Below are 19,618 nucleotides of genomic sequence, written 5' to 3'. Positions count from 1 at the left end.
GGAGACATGAATGAACCTGTCAATGCGTAAACTAGCCCTCGCCGCCAGCGTCCTGCTGTTCACCGGCCACGCGCTTGCCGAGCCAAAACGCCCGGAATGCATCGCCCCGGCCTCCCCCGGCGGAGGTTTCGACCTGACCTGCAAACTGGCGCAGAGCGCGCTGATCAACGAAAAACTGCTGACCAAACCGATGCGCGTGACCTACATGCCTGGTGGTGTCGGCGCGGTGGCGTACAACGCGGTGGTCGCTCAGCGTCCGGCCGATGCCGGTACTTTGGTGGCATGGTCCAGCGGTTCGCTGTTGAACCTGGCCCAAGGCAAGTTCGGTCGTTTCGATGAAACCAACGTGCGCTGGCTGGCAGCGGTCGGCACCAGCTATGGCGCCATCGCGGTGAAAAGCGATTCGCCCTACAAGACCCTCGACGATCTGGTACAGGCGCTGAAGAAAGATCCGAGCAAAGTGGTGATCGGTTCCGGCGGCACCGTCGGGAGCCAGGACTGGATGCAAACCGCCCTGATCGCCAAAGCCGCTGGCATCAACCCGCGCGACCTGCGTTACGTTGCCCTCGAAGGTGGCGGTGAAATCGCCACCGCCCTGCTCGGCGGCCACATCCAGGTCGGCAGCACCGACATCTCCGACTCCATGCCGCACATCCAGAGCGGTGACATGCGCCTGTTGGCAGTGTTCTCCGACAAGCGTCTGGAGGAGCCGGAAATGAAGGACATTCCGACCGCCCGCGAGCAAGGCTACGACATCGTATGGCCGGTGGTGCGTGGCTTCTACCTCGGGCCAAAAGTCAGCGACGAAGACTACGCCTGGTGGAAAGACTCCTTCGACAAACTGCTGGCCTCGCCTGAGTTCGCCAAGCTGCGCGATCAGCGTGAACTGTTCCCGTTCGCCATGACCGGCCCGGAACTGGACACCTACGTGAAGAAGCAGGTTGCGGACTACAAAGTGCTGGCCAAAGAGTTCGGCCTGATTCAGTGATCGTCTCTGTCTAGCGGCTGCGACTCCCCTTTCACGGAGTCGCAGCACAGGAGTTCCCCATGCTCTTACAACGCATTTTTGCTTCGGTGCTGTTGCTGGCCTGTGTCAGCCTGGTGCTGATGGCTTTGCCCTATCAGGCACCGTTTTCCTACGAACCGATCGGCCCGCGCGCGTTCCCGCTGCTGATGCTGGGGCTGATGGGCCTGGCCCTGGTTTACATGGTGTATCGCCCTTCGCCGATCAAGCACACCGATGAAGATCCGCCGATGGATCGCGAGACCCTGACCAAGATCGGTATCTGCGTGCTGTTGCTACTGGTCTTCGCCGGACTGTTCGAACCGCTGGGTTTCATCCTCAGCAGCATGTTGGTTGGCATTCCTCTGGCTCGCCTGTACGGCGGGCGCTGGCTGCCGGGCGCGATCATCATCAGCCTGATGAGCGTCGGTCTGTACCTGCTGTTCGACAAAGTCATGGACGTGCCACTGCCTCTGGGCCTGCTCGACGTTCTGGAGAACTGATATGGATACGCTTGGTTATTTGAGTCACGGCTTCGGTGTCGCGTTAACCCCTTACAACCTCGTGACTGCACTCAGCGGCACGCTGATCGGTACGGTCGTCGGCCTGCTTCCGGGCCTGGGGCCGATCAACGGCGTGGCGTTGCTGATCCCGATCGCCTTCGCATTGGGCCTGCCACCGGAGTCTGCATTGATCCTGTTGGCCGCGGTTTACCTGGGTTGCGAATATGGCGGGCGGATCAGTTCGATTTTGCTGAACATCCCGGGCGAAGCTTCGACCGTCATGACCACCCTCGACGGCTACCCGATGGCCCGTCAGGGTCTGGCCGGTGTCGCGTTGTCACTGTCGGCGTGGAGCTCGTTCATTGGTGCATTTATCGCGACCTGCGGGATGGTCGTGTTCGCGCCGATGCTGGCGAAATGGGCGATTGCCTTCGGTCCCGCGGAATACTTCGTACTGATGGTATTTGCGATTGTCTGTCTCGGCGGCATGGCAGGTGATCGGCCCCTCAAGACGTTTATCGCGGCGCTGATCGGGCTGTTCCTGTCGACCGTCGGCATTGATGCCAACAGCGGTGTGTACCGGTTCACCGGTGACAACATCCACCTCACTGACGGTATTCAGTTCGTGGTGCTGGTGCTGGGCCTGTTCTCCATCAGCGAAATTCTGTTGCTGCTGGAAAAAACCCACCGTGGCCAAGAAGCGTTCCAGGCCACCGGGCGGATGTTGTTCAACTTCAAGGAAGCGGCTTCGGTGTTCTGGGTGAACATGCGTTGCGGTGTGCTCGGGTTCATCATGGGTGTGCTGCCAGGTGCTGGCGCAACGTTGGCCAGTGCTGTGGCCTACATGACCGAGAAACGCATCGCTGGCCCAAGCGGAAAATTCGGACAGGGCGACAAACGTGGCCTGGCCGCTCCGGAAACCGCCATTGGCGCAGAAGCCTGCGGTGCATTGGTGCCGATGCTGACCCTCGGCGTCCCTGGCTCGGGCACCACAGCCGTGATGATCGGCGCGCTGTCGCTGTACAACATCACGCCAGGCCCACTGCTGTTTCAGCAGCAACCGGACATCGTCTGGGGCCTGATCGCATCGTTGTTCATCGCCAACATCATGCTGGTGATCCTGAACATCCCGATGATCCGCATCTTCACCAAAATCCTTGCCGTGCCGAACTGGGCGCTGGTGCCGATGATCGCCATCATCACCGCCATTGGCGTGTACGCCGTGCATGCCACGACCTTCGATCTGTTCCTGATGATCGGCATCGGCATCTTCGGTTACATCCTGCGCAAGCTGGACTTCCCGTTGTCGCCGGTTTTGCTGGGCTTCATCCTCGGTGGTTTGATGGAGCAGAATCTGCGTCGGGCGCTGTCGATTTCCAATGGTTCGCTGGATATTCTCTGGTCGAGCGGTATCACCGTCGGTGTCTGGGGGTTGATCGTGGTCATGTTGCTGGTGCCGATTGCGCGCATCTGGCGTAAACGTTCAGTTGCGCGGCGCGTTGTTGCCGATGTCTGATCGAACACCTTTCAAAGCCTGGTGGGGAACCCCGCTGGTCGGCCTGCTCGGCGGTTTCCTTGCCAGCCAGGTCGGCTGGCCTTTGCCGTGGATGGTCGGTTCGTTGCTGGCGATCATCCTCGTGCGCTGCCTGACACCCTGGCAATTGGCGGAAATCCCTGGCGGCCGCAAGTGCGGCCAGTGGATCGTCGGTATCGGTATCGGCCTGCATTTCACTCCGGTGGTAATGGAGCAGGTACTCAGTCATTTCGGTTTGATCTTCTTCGGTGCGCTAGTCACCAGCCTGTCGGCGGTCGTCGGTGTGTGGCTGATGCGCCGCACCGGTGAGGATCGCGCCACTGCGTTTTTCTCCAGCATGCCCGGCGGTTCCGGCGAGATGGTCAACCTCGGTGCACGCAATGGCGCGGTTCTCAGCCGGGTAGCTGCAGGCCAGAGTCTGCGCGTGTTGGTGGTAGTGCTCTGTGTGCCGGCAGCGTTCAAATATCTGTTGGGCGACGGTGCGCCACTCTCCTACGCCGGCAGCATCGATTGGCGCTGGCTGGCGATTTTGCTTCCCGCGGGCGCTTTGGCGGCCTGGATCTGGGAACGGCTGCGTCAACCCAACCCCTGGTTGTTCGGACCGTTGCTGGTGAGTGCGGCAGTGAGCATCGGCTGGGACTTGCACATCGGTTTGCCTGACGGCGGCAGTCAGATCGGCCAATGGTTGATCGGCAGCGGCTTGGGCTGTCACTTCAATCGGCAGTTTTTCCGGCGTGCGCCCTCGTTCATGGGGCGGACACTGATTGGCACCGTCCTGACCATGTTGATCGCAACGGTGGCGGCATTGGGTTTGAGTGCGCTGACCCATCTGGATCTGCGTTCGCTGACCTTGGGCATGATGCCCGGCGGGATTGCCGAAATGAGCCTGACGGCGGAGACCCTGCAATTGTCGGTGCCGCTGGTGACGGCGATGCAGGTGATGCGGCTGTTGTTTGTGTTGTTTCTGGCAGAGCCGTTGTTCAAGTATTGGAATCGACAACCGGAAGAACCAGAAATTTAACTCCACCTGTGGCGAGGGAGCTTGCTCCCTCGCCACAAAAGCTCAACCAATTCCCATCAAACCGGCGGCAACCGCCACTCGATCGGCGTCTCGCCATTCTGTTCGAGAAATTTGTTGGTGCGGCTGAAATGCCCGCAACCGAGGAAGCCGCGATAGGCAGACAGCGGCGACGGGTGCACCGAGGTCAGCACCAGATGCTTGGTCGCATCGATCAGCTTCTGCTTGCTCTGCGCATGGGCGCCCCACAACATGAACACCAGGTGCGGCTGCTGTTGGCTGACCACTTCAATGATCCGGTCGGTGAAAAACTGCCAGCCCTTGTCTTTGTGCGCGTTGGCGTTGGCCCGTTCGACGGTCATGGTGGTGTTGATCATCAGTACGCCCTGATCCGCCCAACTTTGCAGGTAGCCATGGTTGGGAATGTCGATGTTCAGGTCGCGCTTCAATTCTTTGTAAATGTTCACCAGCGACGGCGGCGCCGGCACGCCCGGTTGCACCGAGAAGCACAAGCCATGGGCCTGACCCGGACCGTGGTAGGGATCCTGACCGAGGATGACGACTTTGACCTTGTCCAGCGGCGTGGAATTGAGTGCATTGAAGATCATCGGCCCTGGCGGATAGATCTCCTTGCCGGCCGCCCGCTCCTGCTGCAGAAAATTTCGCAACTCTGTCATGTAGGGCTGGTCGAATTCGGCACGCAGCGCCTCCTTCCAGCTCGGTTCGAGTTTGATACGGTCATCAGCAGTCATGGTTACATCCGGCAAAAACAATGGGGCGAACCCTAGGAAAGCGCACCACGCTTGTCAATTGATCTGATGCAGATCCGGCGCTTTCTTGCACAGCGATCATACTTAACCCTCAAATTCCCGATCGAGGTCACGATGAATCTGCACTTCGAAGAGCTCACCGGCACCGACGGCGCCCGTATCGGCATCGCCAGCCTGGATGCCGAAAAGTCGCTCAACGCCCTGTCACTGCCAATGATCAATGCCCTGCGCGACCGACTGGACGCTTGGGCCAAAGATCCGCAAATCGTCTGCGTCCTGCTGCGCGGCAATGGCCCCAAGGCCTTTTGCGCCGGTGGCGAAGTGCGCAGCCTGGTCGAAGCCTGTCGCGCCCACCCCGGTGAAGTGCCGCCCCTGGCCGCGCAATTCTTCGCGGCGGAATATCGCCTGGACTTCCGCCTGCACACCTACCCGAAACCGCTGATCTGCTGGGGCCATGGTTATGTGCTCGGCGGTGGGATGGGCCTGTTGCAAGGGGCAAGCATCCGCATCGTCACGCCAAGCAGCCGGTTGGCGATGCCGGAAATCAGCATCGGCCTGTACCCGGACGTTGGCGCCAGTTGGTTTCTGTCGCGGCTGCCGGGCAAGCTCGGCTTGTTTCTTGGCCTGACCGGTGCGCACATGAATGGCCGCGATGCGATCGATCTGGATCTGGCGGATCGGTTTCTGCGCGATGAGCAGCAACCGGAGTTGATCGAAGGCCTGCTGCAATTGAACTGGCAGGAACAGACACCGATGCAGCTCAACAGTCTGCTCAAGGCCCTGCAGCAGGAAGCCGTGGCACAGATGCCCGAAGCCCAGTGGCTGCCGCGTCGCCAGCAAATCGACGAACTGCTGGATGTCAGCGATGTGCGTTGCGCCTGGAAAGCCATCAGCGCCCTGCGCGACAACAGCGACCCGATAATGAGTCGCGCCGCCAGGACCCTGAGCGAAGGCTCACCCTTGACTGCGCATCTGGTGTGGGAACAGATCATTCGCGCCAAACACCTGTCGCTGGCCCAGGTCTTTGAGATGGAATACACCCTGAGTCTCAACTGCTGTCGTCATCCGGAATTCAGCGAAGGCGTGCGTGCACGGTTGATCGACAAGGATCAGACGCCCCACTGGCATTGGCCGGACATCAACAACGTGCCGGACGCGGTGGTGGAGGCGCATTTCCACAAGGCATGGGAAGGTCGGCATCCGCTGGCGGATTTGTTGAATTACTGAAGTCCGCAAAAAAATGTGGGAGCAAACCAGCTCCCACATTGGAATTGCATTGTTGTAACGATCAGCGGTGACCGCCGCGGCCATCGTGATCGCCACGACCGTTATGATCGCCACGACCGCCCCGCCGCCCGTCGTGGCCTCGGTCATTGTCCCTGCCGCCTCGATTGTTGCGGCCGTCCCATCCTTGGCTCTGATGTGCCCGATAGTCATTGCGCGAGGGCTGATGATACCGCGGGGCCGACTGGTAATAGCGTGGAGCCGATTGATAGACCCGCGGCTGCGAGTAATAACGCGGCGTCGGCTGGTAGTACCGCGCTGGCGGTGAGTAGTATCGGGGAGCTGGCGAGTAATAACCGCCGCCATTGGAATAGTAGGAACTGCCCCCGGCGTAATAGGTCGGCGCCGGCGAGGTATAGACTTCGGAACGGTAGTAACTGCCTCCTTCATCGTAATAGGGCACGCACCCAACAAGGGACAATCCCAACACAGCAAGCAGAAGAATTCGGCGATACATAGCGGCCTCCTGGACCGCGGGTTAGCCACACCAGCGACGCTGGCAGGCGACAGTCAAATGTTGCTGACTGTCGAAAGATCAGACATCGATTTCGGAATCTGGTGCGTTCGCGCAACACGTTGAAACATCTGCCCGATGAAAGGTTTTTCATCTATTCACCCGTTGATTAACGGTGACCATGGCGATATCCACCGCCGTGATGGCGTGGACCGTGTATTTTTACTCCCAAGTGCCAGTCGGCGCTGACCTTCTGATCAGTGGCGGATCGCGCTACATCTCAGTGCACGGACGCACCATCACAATGCAACAGCACCTGATCGCCCCTCCCCTCCCTTTCGCTGATCCCCGTGCCAGACACCTCGAGCGGACTTGGCACGGCTCTCGCTTAGTCAATACCGTGCAGGACTCACTACAGGTTCGCGGCACCACAATTTGCAATGGCTGACTAGGGTTCCGGCTCGCAAGCGCGAGTGGCTGGTCCGAGAGTTGGCGACCTCCAGTTGAGGTTACACGGCGGGACAAAAGCCCGGGAGACAAGCCACCGCTAGCGGTGCCGCTGCCTTCCTGTCCGCCCTTGACCAACTGGAGAACCACCATGTCCCAGCTTCGTTTATCCGCCCTGCTCGCCGCTGCGTTCGCAGCCCTCGTGAGCTTCTCGTCCCAAGCTGCCCAGAAAGATCACTTCAGCGTGTGCTGGACGATCTACGCCGGCTGGATGCCTTGGGAATACGCCGGCAGCCAGGGCATCGTCGACAAATGGGCCAAGAAGTACGGTATCAAGATCGACGTGGTGCAACTCAATGACTACGTCGAATCGATCAATCAGTACACCGCCGGCCAGTTCGACGGCTGCACCATGACCAACATGGATGCACTGACCATCCCGGCAGCCGGTGGCGTCGACAGCACCGCGCTGATCGTCAGCGACTTCTCCAACGGCAACGACGGCATCGTGCTCAAGGGCGAAGGCAAGACACTCACCGACCTCAAGGGCATGGACGTCAATCTGGTCGAATTGTCGGTCTCGCACTACCTGCTGGCCCGGGCCCTGGATTCGGTGAACCTCACCGAGAAAGACCTGAAAGTGGTCAACACCTCCGACGCCGATATCTCGGCCGCCTTCAACACCGATCAAGTCAACGCCGTCACCACCTGGAACCCGATGCTCTCGGACATCAAGGCCAAGCCTGCGGTGACCGAAGTCTTCAATTCCAGCCAGATCCCCGGCGAAATCATGGACATGATGGTCGTCAACAGCGCCACCCTCAAAGACAACCCGGCACTGGGCAAAGCCCTGACGGGTGCCTGGTTCGAAGTGGTCGAGTTGATGAACGCGAAAAGCGCCGCCAGCAAAGCCGCGCTGGAACACATGGCCAAGGCATCGGGCACTGACCTGGCGGGTTTCCAGGCGCAACTGGACACCACCAAACTGTTCGCCACACCCAAGGAAGCGTTGGCTTTCAGCACCAGTCAGCAGTTGCCGGAAACCATGCGCAAAGTCGCCGAGTTTTCCTTCCAGCACGGTTTGCTGGGTGAAGGCGCCAAAGACACCAGCGCGGTCGGCATGGCCTTCGCCAATGGCGTGACCAGCGGCGACAAAGGCAACCTCAAGCTGCGCTTCGATCCGAGCTACGTGCAGATGGCCGCCGACGCCAAGCTGTAATCAGGAGAACTGGCCATGCGCCTGATCAATCGCCACCCGGATCGCCCGAGTCGCCTGCTGTTGGTGATCCTGCCGTTGGCCCTGGTGCTGTTTGCCTACTTCATGGGCTCGGCCGAGCGACTGGCGGACAACCCCAATGACAAGCTGCTGCCCAGCGCCGTGCAGATGACCGATGCGGTGAAACGCCTGGCGTTTGTCGCCGACAGCCGCACCGGCGAATACCTGCTCTGGCAAGACACCGCGTCCAGCCTGCGCCGGCTGGCCATCGGCCTCGGCATCAGTGCCTTGGCCGGTCTGTGCCTGGGCATCGCCGCAGGCACCCTGCCGCTGTTTGGCGCACCGTTGTCGCCCTTGTTGACGGTGCTGTCGATGGTGCCGCCGCTGGCGATCCTGCCAATCCTGTTCATCGTTTTCGGCTTGGGGGAGTTGTCGAAGGTGATGCTGATCGTGATCGGCATCACCCCGGCGCTGGCCCGGGATCTGGAACAGCGCGCCAGGGAAATACCCGTGGAGTTGCTGATCAAGGCGCAAACCCTGGGTGCCTCGACCTGGACCCTGATGCTGCGAGTGGTGTTGCCGCAATTGCTGCCACGGTTGCTGATCTCGCTGCGGCTGATGCTCGGCTCGGCATGGTTGTTCCTGATTGCCGCCGAAGCCATCGCCTCTACCGACGGTTTGGGTTACCGGATTTTCCTCGTGCGCCGCTACCTGGCAATGGACGTGATTTTGCCCTACGTGGTGTGGATCACCCTGCTTGCCTGGCTGATGGATTGGGGCCTGAAGTACCTGACCCAACGTGCGTTCCCTTGGTATGAAGGAGCGCGGGCATGAGCTTCATCACCGTTAAAAACGTCTGGCAGCAATACGCCGATCAAGTGGTGCTCGAAGGCCTGAACCTGAACGTCGACGAGGGTGAATTCTGCACCTTGGTCGGCGCCTCCGGTTGCGGTAAATCGACCTTCCTGCGCCTGCTGCTCGGTCAGGAGCGTGCCAGTCGCGGCCAGATCCTGCTCGACGGTCAACCGTTGGCCGGTGAGCCGGACGCCAGCCGTGGCGTGGTCTTCCAGCGCTACTCGGTGTTCCCGCATTTGAGCGTGCTGGACAACGTTGCCCTCGGTCTCGAACTGCCTCGCTCGCCACTGCTCGGACGCCTGTTTGGTAGCGCCAAGCGTGAGGCTCGGGAACAGGCCTCGGCATTGCTGCACAAAGTCGGCCTCGGACATTCGCTGGACAAATACCCGGCGCAGCTCTCCGGCGGCATGCAGCAACGACTGGCCATCGCCCAGGCGCTGATCATGAAGCCGCGGGTGCTGCTGCTCGACGAACCGTTCGGTGCGCTCGATCCGGGCATCCGCAAAGACATGCACGGCTTGCTCCTGGAACTGTGGCGCGAGACCCGACTGACCGTGTTCATGGTCACCCACGACCTGTCCGAAGGTTTCAGCCTCGGCACGCGCTTGCTGGTGTTCGACAAGGTCCGCCTCGATCCGCACGCCCCCGGGGCCTACGGCGCGCGCATCACCTACGACATTCCCTTGAACAGCGACCGCCGCATCAGCCGTGCCGCCGTCGACGCCTTGCCGGTGCAACTGGCGGGCTCACTTCGAACCGCTTGAGAGGATTTTCCCGATGACTGATTCGACCCAACTGTTCCCGCCCTTCGCCGAAGAAATGCTGCCGGGTGGTGGCCATCGCTCGTTCGTGCTCAAACGCGGCCAATTGCTGCGCCTGACCGACCTGCGGGGCGGTGCCAACGTCAGCCTGACGCTGCTCAACGCCAATGAAAAAACCGAACGCCTGAACCTGCCCGACAGCCTCAAATGCCAACACACCGCCAAGCTCACCACCGGCCATTGCCTGTACTCGGACATGGGCCGCGTATTGGTCGCGATCACCGCCGACACCTGCGGCTGGAGCGACAGCCTCGGCGGTGTGCTCTGCGCTGAAGAGGTTGCAGAAAAATACGGCACCGGTCGCTACCAGGAACTGCGCAACGGCTTCTTCCGCAACGGTACCGACAACCTGCTGGTGGAACTGGGCAAGTGGGGCCTGGGCCTGTCGGACCTGCTGATGACTCTCAACCTGTTCAGCCGGGTGAACGTCGATGACGCCGGGCGCTTCCACTTCGTCGAGGGCAATTCCAAGGCCGGTGATTACATCGAGTTGTACGCACCGATGGATACCTTGGTGGTGCTCACGGCCCTGCAACACCCATTGGACCCGTCGCCGGAGTACACGCCCAAACCCTTGAAGCTGAGCTGGATGAACGCCGACGCCAGCGTCGCCGAACACTGCCGCACCTCGCGCCCGGAGAACGAGCGCGGTTTCATCAACACCGACCGTCTGTTCGCCTGAGGATCGCTGCCATGTCACTCGCTCTCATCACCACTGAAAAGCAGCCTGAAACCGCGATCTACCGCGCCACCATCCCCGCCGGTGAACCCTGGCTGATGGAAGTCAAGGCCGGTCAAACCCTGCGCATCCTCGATCTGGAAGGCAATCAGGCCGTCGATACGTTGTTCTACAGCGTTGCCAACCCCAAGGAGCGCTACGACGTGCAGCGCACCTTGCGCCGTCAAAACAGCGTGTACCTGAGCACCGGCAGCGTGCTGTATTCCAACCTTGGCAAGCCGATGCTGACCATCGTCGCCGACACCTGCGGGCGCCACGACACCCTCGGCGGCGCCTGCGCGCAAGAGAGCAACACCGTGCGTTACGCGCTGGAAAAACGCTACATGCACAGCTGCCGCGACAACTACCTGCGCGCCTGTGCGCATGACGGTCGACTGGGCAAGGGCGACATCGGGCCAAACATCAATTTCTTCATGAACGTGCCGGTCACGGCCGAGGGCGGGTTGACCTTTGCAGACGGGATTTCCGCACCGGGCAAGTACGTCGACCTGCGTGCCGAAATGGATGTGATCGTGCTGATTTCCAACTGTCCGCAACTGAACAACCCGTGCAACGCCTACAACCCGACACCTGCGGAGCTGCTGGTATGGAACTGAAATTAGCGCGATTGCGTAAATGGTTGTTTGCCCTGTGCCAGGCCCGTTCGGGGCAGTGCATCAAGTAACCGCTCCCCTGTAGGAGCTGGCTTGCCAGCGATTGACCGGCACCTTCAGCCATGATGTCGGCTGACACGCCGCTATCGCTGGAAAGCCAGCTCCTACAAGGGTGCTGTGTATTTCTGTCAACGGGGACGACCCCGGTGCCTTTCGAAAAACTGCGGGACGGCCCGCATCCCAAGTCGAGGCTGATGTGCTGTCGCCTCCGGGGGTTATGCCATGTTCGAAAAAGTCTTGATTGCCAACCGTGGCGCCATTGCCTGCCGCATCCTGCGCACCTTGCGCGAACTGCAGGTGCAGGGCGTTGCCGTGTACTCCGAGGCCGATGCCGCCAGCCTGCACATCCTACAAGCCGACGAAGCCCACAGCCTCGGTGAAGGCGCGGCGGGCGGTACTTATCTGGCGGTGGAAAAAATCCTCGCCATCGCCAAATCCACGGGCGCTACCGCAATCCATCCCGGCTATGGTTTTCTCTCCGAGAACGCCGCGTTCGCGCAAGCCTGCGAAGCCGACGGGGTTGCCTTCATCGGCCCAACGCCTGAGCAACTGCGCGTATTCGGCCTCAAGCACACCGCCCGCACCTTGGCCAAGCAACACGGCGTGCCGATGCTCGAAGGCACCGAGTTGCTCGACAGCCTCGACGCCGCGCTGATTGCCGGCGAACAGGTCGGTTACCCGGTGATGCTCAAAAGCACCGCCGGCGGTGGCGGCATCGGCATGCGCGTGTGCCGCAGTGCCGCCGAGTTGAGTGAGTCCTTCGAAGCGGTGAAGCGCCTGGGCCAGAACAATTTCAGCGACGCCGGGGTGTTCATCGAGAAATACATCCAGCGGGCTCGTCACCTGGAAGTCCAGGTGTTTGGCGACGGCTGTGGCGAGGTGATTGCCCTCGGCGTGCGTGACTGTTCGGTACAGCGGCGCAACCAGAAAGTCCTCGAGGAAACCCCGGCACCCAATCTGCCGGATGGCATGGCCGAGGCGTTGTGCGCGGCGGCCATCAAGCTCGCCAAAGCGGTCAATTATCGCAGCGCCGGCACCGTCGAGTTTGTGTTCGACAGCGACGCCCAGCGCTTCTATTTTCTGGAAGTGAATACCCGCTTGCAGGTGGAACACGGCGTCACGGAACAAGTATGGGGCGTCGACCTGGTGCGCTGGATGGTGCAACTGGCGGCCGGTGATTTGCCGCCGCTGGGCGAATTGGTTCAGGAATTGAAACCGAAGGGACATGCGATTCAGGCACGGCTGTATGCGGAAGATCCGGGCCGGGATTTTCAGCCGAGTCCGGGATTGCTCACCGCTGTGAACTTTCCAGCGGCCAATGGCATTCAGCTGCGTATCGACACCTGGGTCGAGGCTGGCTGCGAGATCCCGCCCTACTTTGATCCGATGATCGCCAAGGTCATCAGTTGGGCGACGACGCGGGAACAGGCTCGCACCGATTTGCATCAAGCACTCGGCGACAGCCAGCTGTATGGCGTCGAAACCAACCGCGATTACCTGCGGCAGATTCTGCTGGATGCGCCCTTCGCCAGCGGCCAACCGTGGACCCGCTGCCTGGAAGGCCTGGTGTATCAGGCCAACACCTTTGAGGTGATCAGCGCCGGCACCCAGACCAGCGTTCAGGACTACCCCGGCCGCCTCGGTTACTGGGCCGTCGGTGTGCCGCCATCGGGGCCGATGGACAGCCGCGCGCTGCGTCTGGGCAATCGCTTGCTGGGCAACGACGAAGGCGCCGCGGCGCTGGAAATCACCATGAGCGGGCCGATGCTGCGCTTCAATTGCGATGCAGTCGTGGCCGTGACCGGCGCCGCTATTCCTCTGACCTTGAATGGCGAAACCGTGCCGATGAACACGGCGCTGCTGATTGAATCGGGGGCAACGTTGAGCCTCGGTACGATTGCCGGCGCCGGTGCGCGCAGTTATCTGTGCCTGCGCGGTGGCCTGCAAGTGCCGGATTACCTGGGCAGCAAAAGCACCTTCACCCTCGGCCAGTTCGGCGGTCACGGCGGGCGCGCCTTGCGTGCTGGCGATGTGTTGCATGTGCCGGCCTTGAGTGACCACAGCATCGGTCAGCAACTGGCTGAAGAACAGCTCGCCGCGCTACCGGCGGTGCGGCAGATTCGCGTGATCTACGGCCCTCACGGCGCGCCGGAGTACTTCACTGAAAACTACATCGGCACCTTCTTCGCCACACAGTGGGAAGTACATTTCAACTCCAGCCGCACCGGCGTGCGCCTGATCGGACCGAAGCCGGAATGGGTGCGTGCCGATGGCGGAGAAGCAGGGCTGCATCCGTCGAACATTCACGACAATCCGTATGCGATCGGCGCGGTGGATTTTACCGGTGACATGCCGGTGATCCTCGGTCCGGACGGTCCCAGCCTTGGCGGATTCGTATGCCCGGTGACCGTGATCGAAGCGGATCTTTGGCAACTGGGGCAACTCAAGGCTGGGGACAAAGTGCAGTTCTCCCCCGTCGACCTCAAGACTGCCCGAAGCCTCGCCTTGAAATGGGATACCTGTGGGAGCTGGCTTGCCAGCGATGGGGCCCGACCAGACACCGCATCAACTTCATCGCTGGCAAACCAGCTCCTACAGGGATTTGTGTCGCCTGTGGTGTTGGATATTGGGCAGGACGATACGCGGCTGGTTGCAAGACTCTCAGGCGATACTCATTTACTGCTTGAGATAGGCGCCCCCGAACTGGATCTGGTTTTGCGCTTCCGCGTCCACGCCCTTATGCAAGCCCTGGAAAGCCAACACCTGCACGGCGTGATCGACCTGACGCCCGGTATCCGCTCGCTGCAAATCCACTATCAGCCTGAGCAACTGTCGCTGTCCGACCTGCTCGGCATCGTCGCTGGCGAATGGGATGCCGTGTGCGCCGCCAAGGACCTGCAAGTGCCGTCGCGCATCGTGCATCTGCCGCTGTCCTGGGACGATCCGGCGTGCCAGTTGGCCATCGAGAAATACATGACCACCGTGCGCAAGGACGCGCCGTGGTGCCCGAGCAATCTGGAATTCATCCGCCGCATCAACGACCTGCCGAACCTCGATGAAGTGCAGCGCACGGTGTTCGCCGCCAGTTACCTGGTGATGGGCCTGGGCGACGTCTACCTCGGTGCACCGGTCGCCACCCCCCTCGACCCGCGCCATCGCCTGGTGACCACCAAGTACAACCCGGCGCGCACCTGGACCGCCGAGAACTCGGTGGGCATCGGTGGCGCCTACATGTGCGTGTACGGCATGGAAGGCCCCGGCGGGTATCAGTTTGTCGGCCGCACCTTGCAGATGTGGAACCGCTACCGTGAAGTCGCTGCGTTCGATGGCAAACCGTGGCTGCTGCGCTTTTTCGACCAGATCCGGTTCTACCCGGTCAGTGCCGATGAACTGCTGCGCATCCGCCGCGACTTCCCCTTGGGTCGCTTCGATCTGAACATCGAGCACGGCCAGTTGAACCTGGCGGATTACCAGGCGTTTCTGGCGAAAGAGGCCGGCGGCATCGAGGCGTTTCGCAAGCAACAACAAGGTGCGTTCAACGCCGAACGCGAGCGCTGGATCGCCAGCGGCCAGGCGCATTTCGACAGCGAGGAAGCAGCCCCTGAGCCGACCGAAGATGCGCCGCTGGGCAACGGCCAACTGAGCATAGACAGCCACATCGCCGGCAACCTCTGGCAAGTGCAGGTCGAGGCCGGCAGCCGGGTCGAGGCCGGCGATGTGCTGGTGATCCTGGAGTCGATGAAGATGGAAATCCCCCTGCTCGCCCCGATGGCCGGCGTGGTGCGCGAAATTCGTGTGCAGCCAGGCTCCACGGTGCGCGCCGGACAACGCGTCGCCGTGCTGGAACTCGACTGAAGCCATTTTGATAAGGACCGACACCATGAACATCAATCTGCAACTCGACGCCCTGCGCAGCGCTTACCGCGACGGCAGCATTACACCTCGGCAACTGTTGCTGAGCCTGCGGGACAAAGCCGCGGCGCTGAACCCGGACTATCACCTGTTCATCCATTTGCTCAGTGTCGATGAACTGGAACCCTACCTCGCCGCCCTCGATGGCCGCGACATCGACAGCCTGCCGCTGTATGGCGTGCCGTTCGCGATCAAGGACAACATCGACCTGGCGGGCATTGCGACCACGGCGGCGTGCCCCTCGTTTGCCTATGTGCCGGAACGTTCGGCGACCATCGTCGAGCAACTGCTGGCGCTGGGCGCGATCCCGTTGGGCAAGACCAATCTCGACCAATTCGCCACAGGCCTCAACGGCAGCCGTTCGCCTTATGGCGCCTGCCCGAACAGTGTGTTGCCGGAGTACCCGTCAGGTGGTTCCAGTGCCGGTTCTTCGCTGGCGGTGGCGCTCGGTGTGGCGAGCTTTTCATTGGGCACCGACACGGCAGGCTCCGGCCGCGTGCCGGCAGCGCTGAACAATCTGGTTGGCATGAAAGCCACCAAGGGACTGATCTCTACCGCCGGGGTGGTCCCGGCCTGTCGCACCCTCGATTGCGTGACCACATTTACCGCGACGGCTCAGGAGGCGAGTCAGTTGCTGGCGCTCACCGCACGCCTCGACCCTCGAGATGAGTACAGTCGCAGCAACCCGATGTGGAATGACGGCTCGGCGTTCGGTGCGCCACGCCCGTTCCGCTTCGGCGTGCCGCGTGCGCAGGACCTTGAGTTTTTCGGCTGCCCTGAAGGCCCGTTGCTTTTCGGTGATGCCATCGACCGGCTCAAGGCGTTGGGCGGTGAGGCGGTGGAACTGGACCTGTCGCCATTCCTGGAAGCTGCGCGCCTGCTCTATGAAGGCCCATGGGTTGCCGAACGGTACAGCGTGGCCGGCGAATTGATGGAACGAAATCCCGAAGCCGTGCTGCCGGTGATCCGCGCCGTATTGGCCAAGGCGCCCGCCGTCAATGGCGTGCAAACTTTCCGCGCCCAGTACCGGCTGCAAGCGCTGAAAACCTTGTGTGATAAAGCGCTGGAGGGTCTCGATTGCGTCGTCACGCCGACCATTGGCCGCCCGGTCACATTGGCCGAGCTCGACGCTGAACCCGTGCTGCGCAATTCCGAGTTGGGCTACTACACCAACTTCATGAACTTGCTCGACTACGCCGCCATCGCTGTACCGAACGGTCTCATGGGCAATGGTTTGCCGTGGGGCGTGACGCTGTTTGGTCGTGCCTTCACCGATCAGTACTTGTTGAGCGTGGCCGATGGTTTGCAACGCCAGCACGGTTTGGCGGCGCCTGCCTCAACGACCGTCGCACGCAATGACCGCGCTCGACTGGTGGTTTGCGGCGCACACCTGGACGGCTTGGCGCTGAACTGGCAGCTCAAGCAGCGAGGTGCCCGGTTGTTGGAAACGACCTTCAGCTCACCTGACTATCAGCTCTATGCGCTGGCCGGTGGACCGCCGTTTCGGCCCGGCATGGTCCGCGTGAAAGACGGTGGCGTGGCGATTGCCGTGGAAGTCTGGGAGTTGCCGAGCACGGAATTGGGGTCGTTCCTGACCGGGATTCCGGCGCCGCTGGGGTTGGGCAAAGTGCAACTGGCGGATGGTCGCTGGGAAAGCGGTTTTATCTGTGAGGCATATGGATTGGAAGGCGCGACCGAAATCAGCCATCTCGGCGGATGGCGGGCCTACCTGAAAACACTGGCATAAACGCGATTCCTGCAGACGTTATGTGATGACGCAACCACTGGAACGAGTATTCGCGGCGTACATGGAGCAGTTATTTCCCGGCAGTGCCATTAGAATGCTATCCATCGGACCACTGCCAACGGAACTGCCATGCCGCTTCGCTCGCCGCTGTATTCTCAACGTTCGTTGGTCATCACGCTGGTCGCGTTGCTGGGCGCAGGTTTCATGGCTACGTCCTTTCTCAGTTACTACGCGTCGCGGGCGTCGATCCGCGACAGCATCGTCAATACAGAACTGCCGCTGACTTCCGACACGGTCTATTCGGAAATCCAGAAAGACCTTGTCAGACCGATCCTGATTTCCTCGATGATGTCCCGCGACACCTTCATGCGTGACTGGGTCGTCAACGGTGAAAATGACGCCGACCAGATGACCCGTTACCTCAACGAAGTCATGACCCATTACGGCGCCTACACCGCATTCTTCGTCTCCAACACCAGCCTGACCTACTACCACGCCAAGGGTGTGCTGAAACAGATCAAGGCTACCGAGCCCCGCGACGCCTGGTACTTTCGCGTGCGCGACATGAAGGATCCCTACGAGATCAACGTCGACCCGGACCTCGCCAACAAGGACAACCTGACCTTCTTCATCAACTACAAGGTCTACGACTACAACAACCGATTCATCGGCGCGGCGGGCGTTGGTCTGACGGTTGATGCGGTCATCAAGCTGATCGACAAGTACCAGCAGCGCTATCAACGCAGCGTGTTCTTCGTCGACAACTTTGGGCGCCTGGTGCTCACGGGCGCCGAAGGTGGCCCGCAAGGCGCGCACATCGGGCAGAAACTCAGCGAGCTCGACAGCATGAAAGACCTGGCCAACCGGCTGCCAAAACCCCACAGCGGTAGCTACGAGTATTCGGTCCAGGACCAGGAACACTTCCTCAATGTGCGCTTCATTCCAGAACTCAACTGGTACCTGTTCGTCGACAAACGCGAAGACGGCGCCCTGACTGAAATCCGCCAGTCGCTGTACCTCAACCTGCTGATCTGTTTTCTGGTCATGCTGATCGTCCTGGCCCTGCTCAACCGGGCGATCAAACGCTATCAGGACAAGATCCAGGCCCAGGCCACCCTCGACAGCCTGACCGAACTGCCCAACCGTCGCGGCTTCGACCTGCTGGCGGCGCAAGCCATGCACGAAGCCCAACGCGAACTCAAACCACTGACCGCGCTGTTGCTGGACCTGGATCACTTCAAGGCGTTGAACGACACCTACGGTCACCTGGCCGGCGATCAGGTGCTGATCGGTTTTGCCCGGAGCCTGGAAAGCTGCCTGCGGCAGTCCGACATCGTCTGCCGCTGGGGCGGGGAAGAATTCATCGTGCTGCTCAAGGACACTGACGGTGAGACCGGTCGGATGATCGCCGAGAAAATTCGCCAGCACGTGGAACAACAGCGCTATGCCTACAACGATCAGGCCCTGCACGTAACCGTCAGTATCGGCCTCACCACCCTGCAACCCAATGACACCTTGCACAGTTTGCTGTCGCGAGCGGATCATGCGATGTACCGGGCCAAACAAAGTGGCCGTAACCGCACCTGCATGGAAATGTCTCAGTCCCGCTATGAACCCGCCTGACCTCTGCCCGGCCTGCGGTGCATCCAACGATTGCACCCTGGCCGACCCGCGAACCGCCGACCGCGCCTGCTGGTGCTATGGCGTCAGCATCGACCCGGCGATCCTCGAAGCGTTGCCGGCCGAAGTGCGCAATGCGTCCTGCCTGTGCCCGCGTTGCGCCGAAGTCGAGACGCAGTTGCAAGCGGCGCAACAGCCGTTCAAGTAAGATGCGCGGCCCTTTCTTCACTGATCGTTAATTCATGCGTGTTGACCGATTCCTCAGTAACCTGCCCTGCTTCAACCGTAAGCAAGTGCGCCTGTTGCTGGTGGAAAAACGCGTCCGGGTTGACGGAAAAATCGTCAGCGACCCACACGCTGAAGTCCGTGAATTCAATCGTGTCGAAGTCGACAACGATGTGCTGCAAATCGGAAAACCCCTGCGCCACTTCATGCTGCACAAGCCTGCCGGTTGCGTGAGCGCTACCCGTGATCCGCAGCACCCGACCGTGCTCGACCTGATTCAAGAGCCGGACAAGGACGATCTGCACATCGCCGGACGCCTGGATTTCAACACCACCGGCCTGATGCTGATCACCAACGATGGCAGTTGGTCGCGACGCCTGACCCAACCGCAGACCAAATTGCCGAAGGTGTATTACGTCGAAACCGAACAGGACATCGGCCCCGAGTACGCGATCAAATTCAATGAAGGGCTGTACTTCGCCTTTGAAGACCTCACCACCCTCCCCGCCAGCCTGGAGCTGCTCGGACCAAGGTCCGCACGCCTGAGCATCGTCGAAGGTCGCTATCACCAGGTCAAGCGCATGTTCGGCCACTTCGACAACAAGGTGCTGCGCCTGCACCGGGAACGCATGGGGCCATTAACGCTCGACGACGCGTTGAAACCGGGCAAATACCGCCCATTGAGCGATGAAGAGATCGGATTGATCTAAGCAATCGACCGCTCAGCCGAAGTTGTCGAACAATTTACCAACGGCACTTGCACATTGATGTGACCCCTGCTTGAATCAGGACGTCGGCCGAAATGTGACCGACGAGT

17 protein-coding genes and 1 riboswitch are annotated in these 19,618 nt (G+C 61.0%); of the genes, 15 read left to right on the top strand and 2 right to left on the bottom strand.

The annotated features are described in order from the left end of the window. Positions 1-10: 10 nt before the first annotated feature. The 4 genes from QYH43_RS21460 to QYH43_RS21445 are packed head-to-tail and all read left to right on the top strand — an operon-like array spanning position 11 to position 4,061. Positions 11-988 carry a tripartite tricarboxylate transporter substrate binding protein gene (locus tag QYH43_RS21460; RefSeq protein ID WP_095060258.1) on the top strand — a complete coding sequence of 326 codons (978 nt, stop codon included), beginning with the start codon at positions 11-13 and terminating at the stop codon, positions 986-988. A gap of 59 nt (positions 989-1,047) precedes the next feature. Next, positions 1,048-1,506 carry a tripartite tricarboxylate transporter TctB family protein gene (locus QYH43_RS21455; protein WP_301158042.1) on the top strand — a complete coding sequence of 153 codons (459 nt, stop codon included), beginning with the start codon at positions 1,048-1,050 and terminating at the stop codon, positions 1,504-1,506. A gap of 1 nt (position 1,507) precedes the next feature. After that, positions 1,508-3,022 carry a tripartite tricarboxylate transporter permease gene (locus QYH43_RS21450; RefSeq protein ID WP_301158041.1) on the top strand — a complete coding sequence of 505 codons (1,515 nt, stop codon included), beginning with the start codon at positions 1,508-1,510 and terminating at the stop codon, positions 3,020-3,022. Beyond that, on the top strand, positions 3,015-4,061 hold the full coding sequence (locus tag QYH43_RS21445; RefSeq protein WP_095060314.1) for an AbrB family transcriptional regulator: 1,047 nt from the start codon (positions 3,015-3,017) through the stop codon (positions 4,059-4,061). The genes QYH43_RS21450 and QYH43_RS21445 overlap by 8 nt, the downstream gene beginning before the upstream one ends. A gap of 56 nt (positions 4,062-4,117) precedes the next feature. Here the strand turns inward: QYH43_RS21445 and ung are convergent, their stop codons facing one another. Continuing rightward, a complete protein-coding gene (ung, locus tag QYH43_RS21440) occupies positions 4,118-4,810 on the bottom strand; it encodes a uracil-DNA glycosylase (protein WP_053155726.1) in 693 nt (230 codons plus the stop codon). Between the two features lie 132 nt (positions 4,811-4,942). Here ung and QYH43_RS21435 point away from each other — a divergent pair, with 132 nt between their 5' ends. Next, positions 4,943-6,055 (top strand): enoyl-CoA hydratase/isomerase family protein, encoded by a 1,113-nt coding sequence (locus tag QYH43_RS21435; protein ID WP_301158040.1) that lies wholly within the window; start codon positions 4,943-4,945, stop codon positions 6,053-6,055. Between the two features lie 61 nt (positions 6,056-6,116). On the opposite strand, the gene QYH43_RS21430 is transcribed toward QYH43_RS21435, so the two are convergent. Next, positions 6,117-6,569 (bottom strand): hypothetical protein, encoded by a 453-nt coding sequence (locus tag QYH43_RS21430; RefSeq protein WP_301158039.1) that lies wholly within the window; start codon positions 6,567-6,569, stop codon positions 6,117-6,119. A gap of 434 nt (positions 6,570-7,003) precedes the next feature. After that, positions 7,004-7,104: riboswitch (guanidine-I (ykkC/yxkD leader) on the top strand. Positions 7,105-7,164: 60 nt separating this feature from the next. Between QYH43_RS21430 and QYH43_RS21425 the strand changes: the two genes are divergently transcribed. The 10 genes from QYH43_RS21425 (at position 7,165) to QYH43_RS21380 (ending at position 19,511) form a co-directional block, all read left to right on the top strand. Beyond that, complete coding sequence (locus tag QYH43_RS21425) at positions 7,165-8,232, top strand: putative urea ABC transporter substrate-binding protein (RefSeq protein WP_095060248.1); 1,068 nt, start codon at positions 7,165-7,167, stop codon at positions 8,230-8,232. A 15-nt stretch (positions 8,233-8,247) separates the two neighbouring features. Continuing rightward, on the top strand, positions 8,248-9,063 hold the full coding sequence (locus tag QYH43_RS21420; RefSeq protein WP_301158038.1) for an ABC transporter permease: 816 nt from the start codon (positions 8,248-8,250) through the stop codon (positions 9,061-9,063). Beyond that, the gene (locus QYH43_RS21415; RefSeq protein WP_095060244.1) at positions 9,060-9,848 is read left to right on the top strand and encodes an ABC transporter ATP-binding protein; all 789 of its coding nucleotides are present in this window, start codon (positions 9,060-9,062) and stop codon (positions 9,846-9,848) included. Before QYH43_RS21420 ends, QYH43_RS21415 begins: the two co-directional genes overlap by 4 nt. A 13-nt stretch (positions 9,849-9,861) precedes the next feature. Continuing rightward, entirely contained in the window at positions 9,862-10,587 is a 726-nt protein-coding gene (locus QYH43_RS21410) for an urea amidolyase associated protein UAAP1 (protein WP_301158037.1), read from the top strand. A gap of 11 nt (positions 10,588-10,598) precedes the next feature. Further along, the gene (locus tag QYH43_RS21405) at positions 10,599-11,240 is read left to right on the top strand and encodes an urea amidolyase associated protein UAAP2 (protein WP_301158036.1); all 642 of its coding nucleotides are present in this window, start codon (positions 10,599-10,601) and stop codon (positions 11,238-11,240) included. Between the two features lie 279 nt (positions 11,241-11,519). Then, the gene (uca, locus tag QYH43_RS21400) at positions 11,520-15,152 is read left to right on the top strand and encodes an urea carboxylase (protein ID WP_301158035.1); all 3,633 of its coding nucleotides are present in this window, start codon (positions 11,520-11,522) and stop codon (positions 15,150-15,152) included. Between the two features lie 25 nt (positions 15,153-15,177). Beyond that, on the top strand, positions 15,178-16,956 hold the full coding sequence (gene atzF / locus QYH43_RS21395) for an allophanate hydrolase (RefSeq protein WP_301158034.1): 1,779 nt from the start codon (positions 15,178-15,180) through the stop codon (positions 16,954-16,956). 129 nt (positions 16,957-17,085) lie between these two features. Then, the gene (locus tag QYH43_RS21390) at positions 17,086-18,579 is read left to right on the top strand and encodes a sensor domain-containing diguanylate cyclase (RefSeq protein WP_095060234.1); all 1,494 of its coding nucleotides are present in this window, start codon (positions 17,086-17,088) and stop codon (positions 18,577-18,579) included. Continuing rightward, complete coding sequence (locus QYH43_RS21385; protein WP_301158033.1) at positions 18,566-18,784, top strand: cysteine-rich CWC family protein; 219 nt, start codon at positions 18,566-18,568, stop codon at positions 18,782-18,784. Before QYH43_RS21390 ends, QYH43_RS21385 begins: the two co-directional genes overlap by 14 nt. 34 nt (positions 18,785-18,818) lie before the next feature. After that, positions 18,819-19,511: a pseudouridine synthase gene (locus QYH43_RS21380; RefSeq protein ID WP_301158032.1), complete on the top strand. Its 693-nt coding sequence runs from the start codon at positions 18,819-18,821 to the stop codon at positions 19,509-19,511. Positions 19,512-19,618 lie beyond the last annotated feature (107 nt).

This window comes from Pseudomonas sp. C32 (genome assembly GCF_030417915.1).
In the GTDB taxonomy this organism is placed as follows: domain Bacteria; phylum Pseudomonadota; class Gammaproteobacteria; order Pseudomonadales; family Pseudomonadaceae; genus Aquipseudomonas.
The sequence above is the reverse complement of the archived record's forward strand: the minus strand, read 5'-3'. Positions and strand labels throughout refer to the sequence as shown.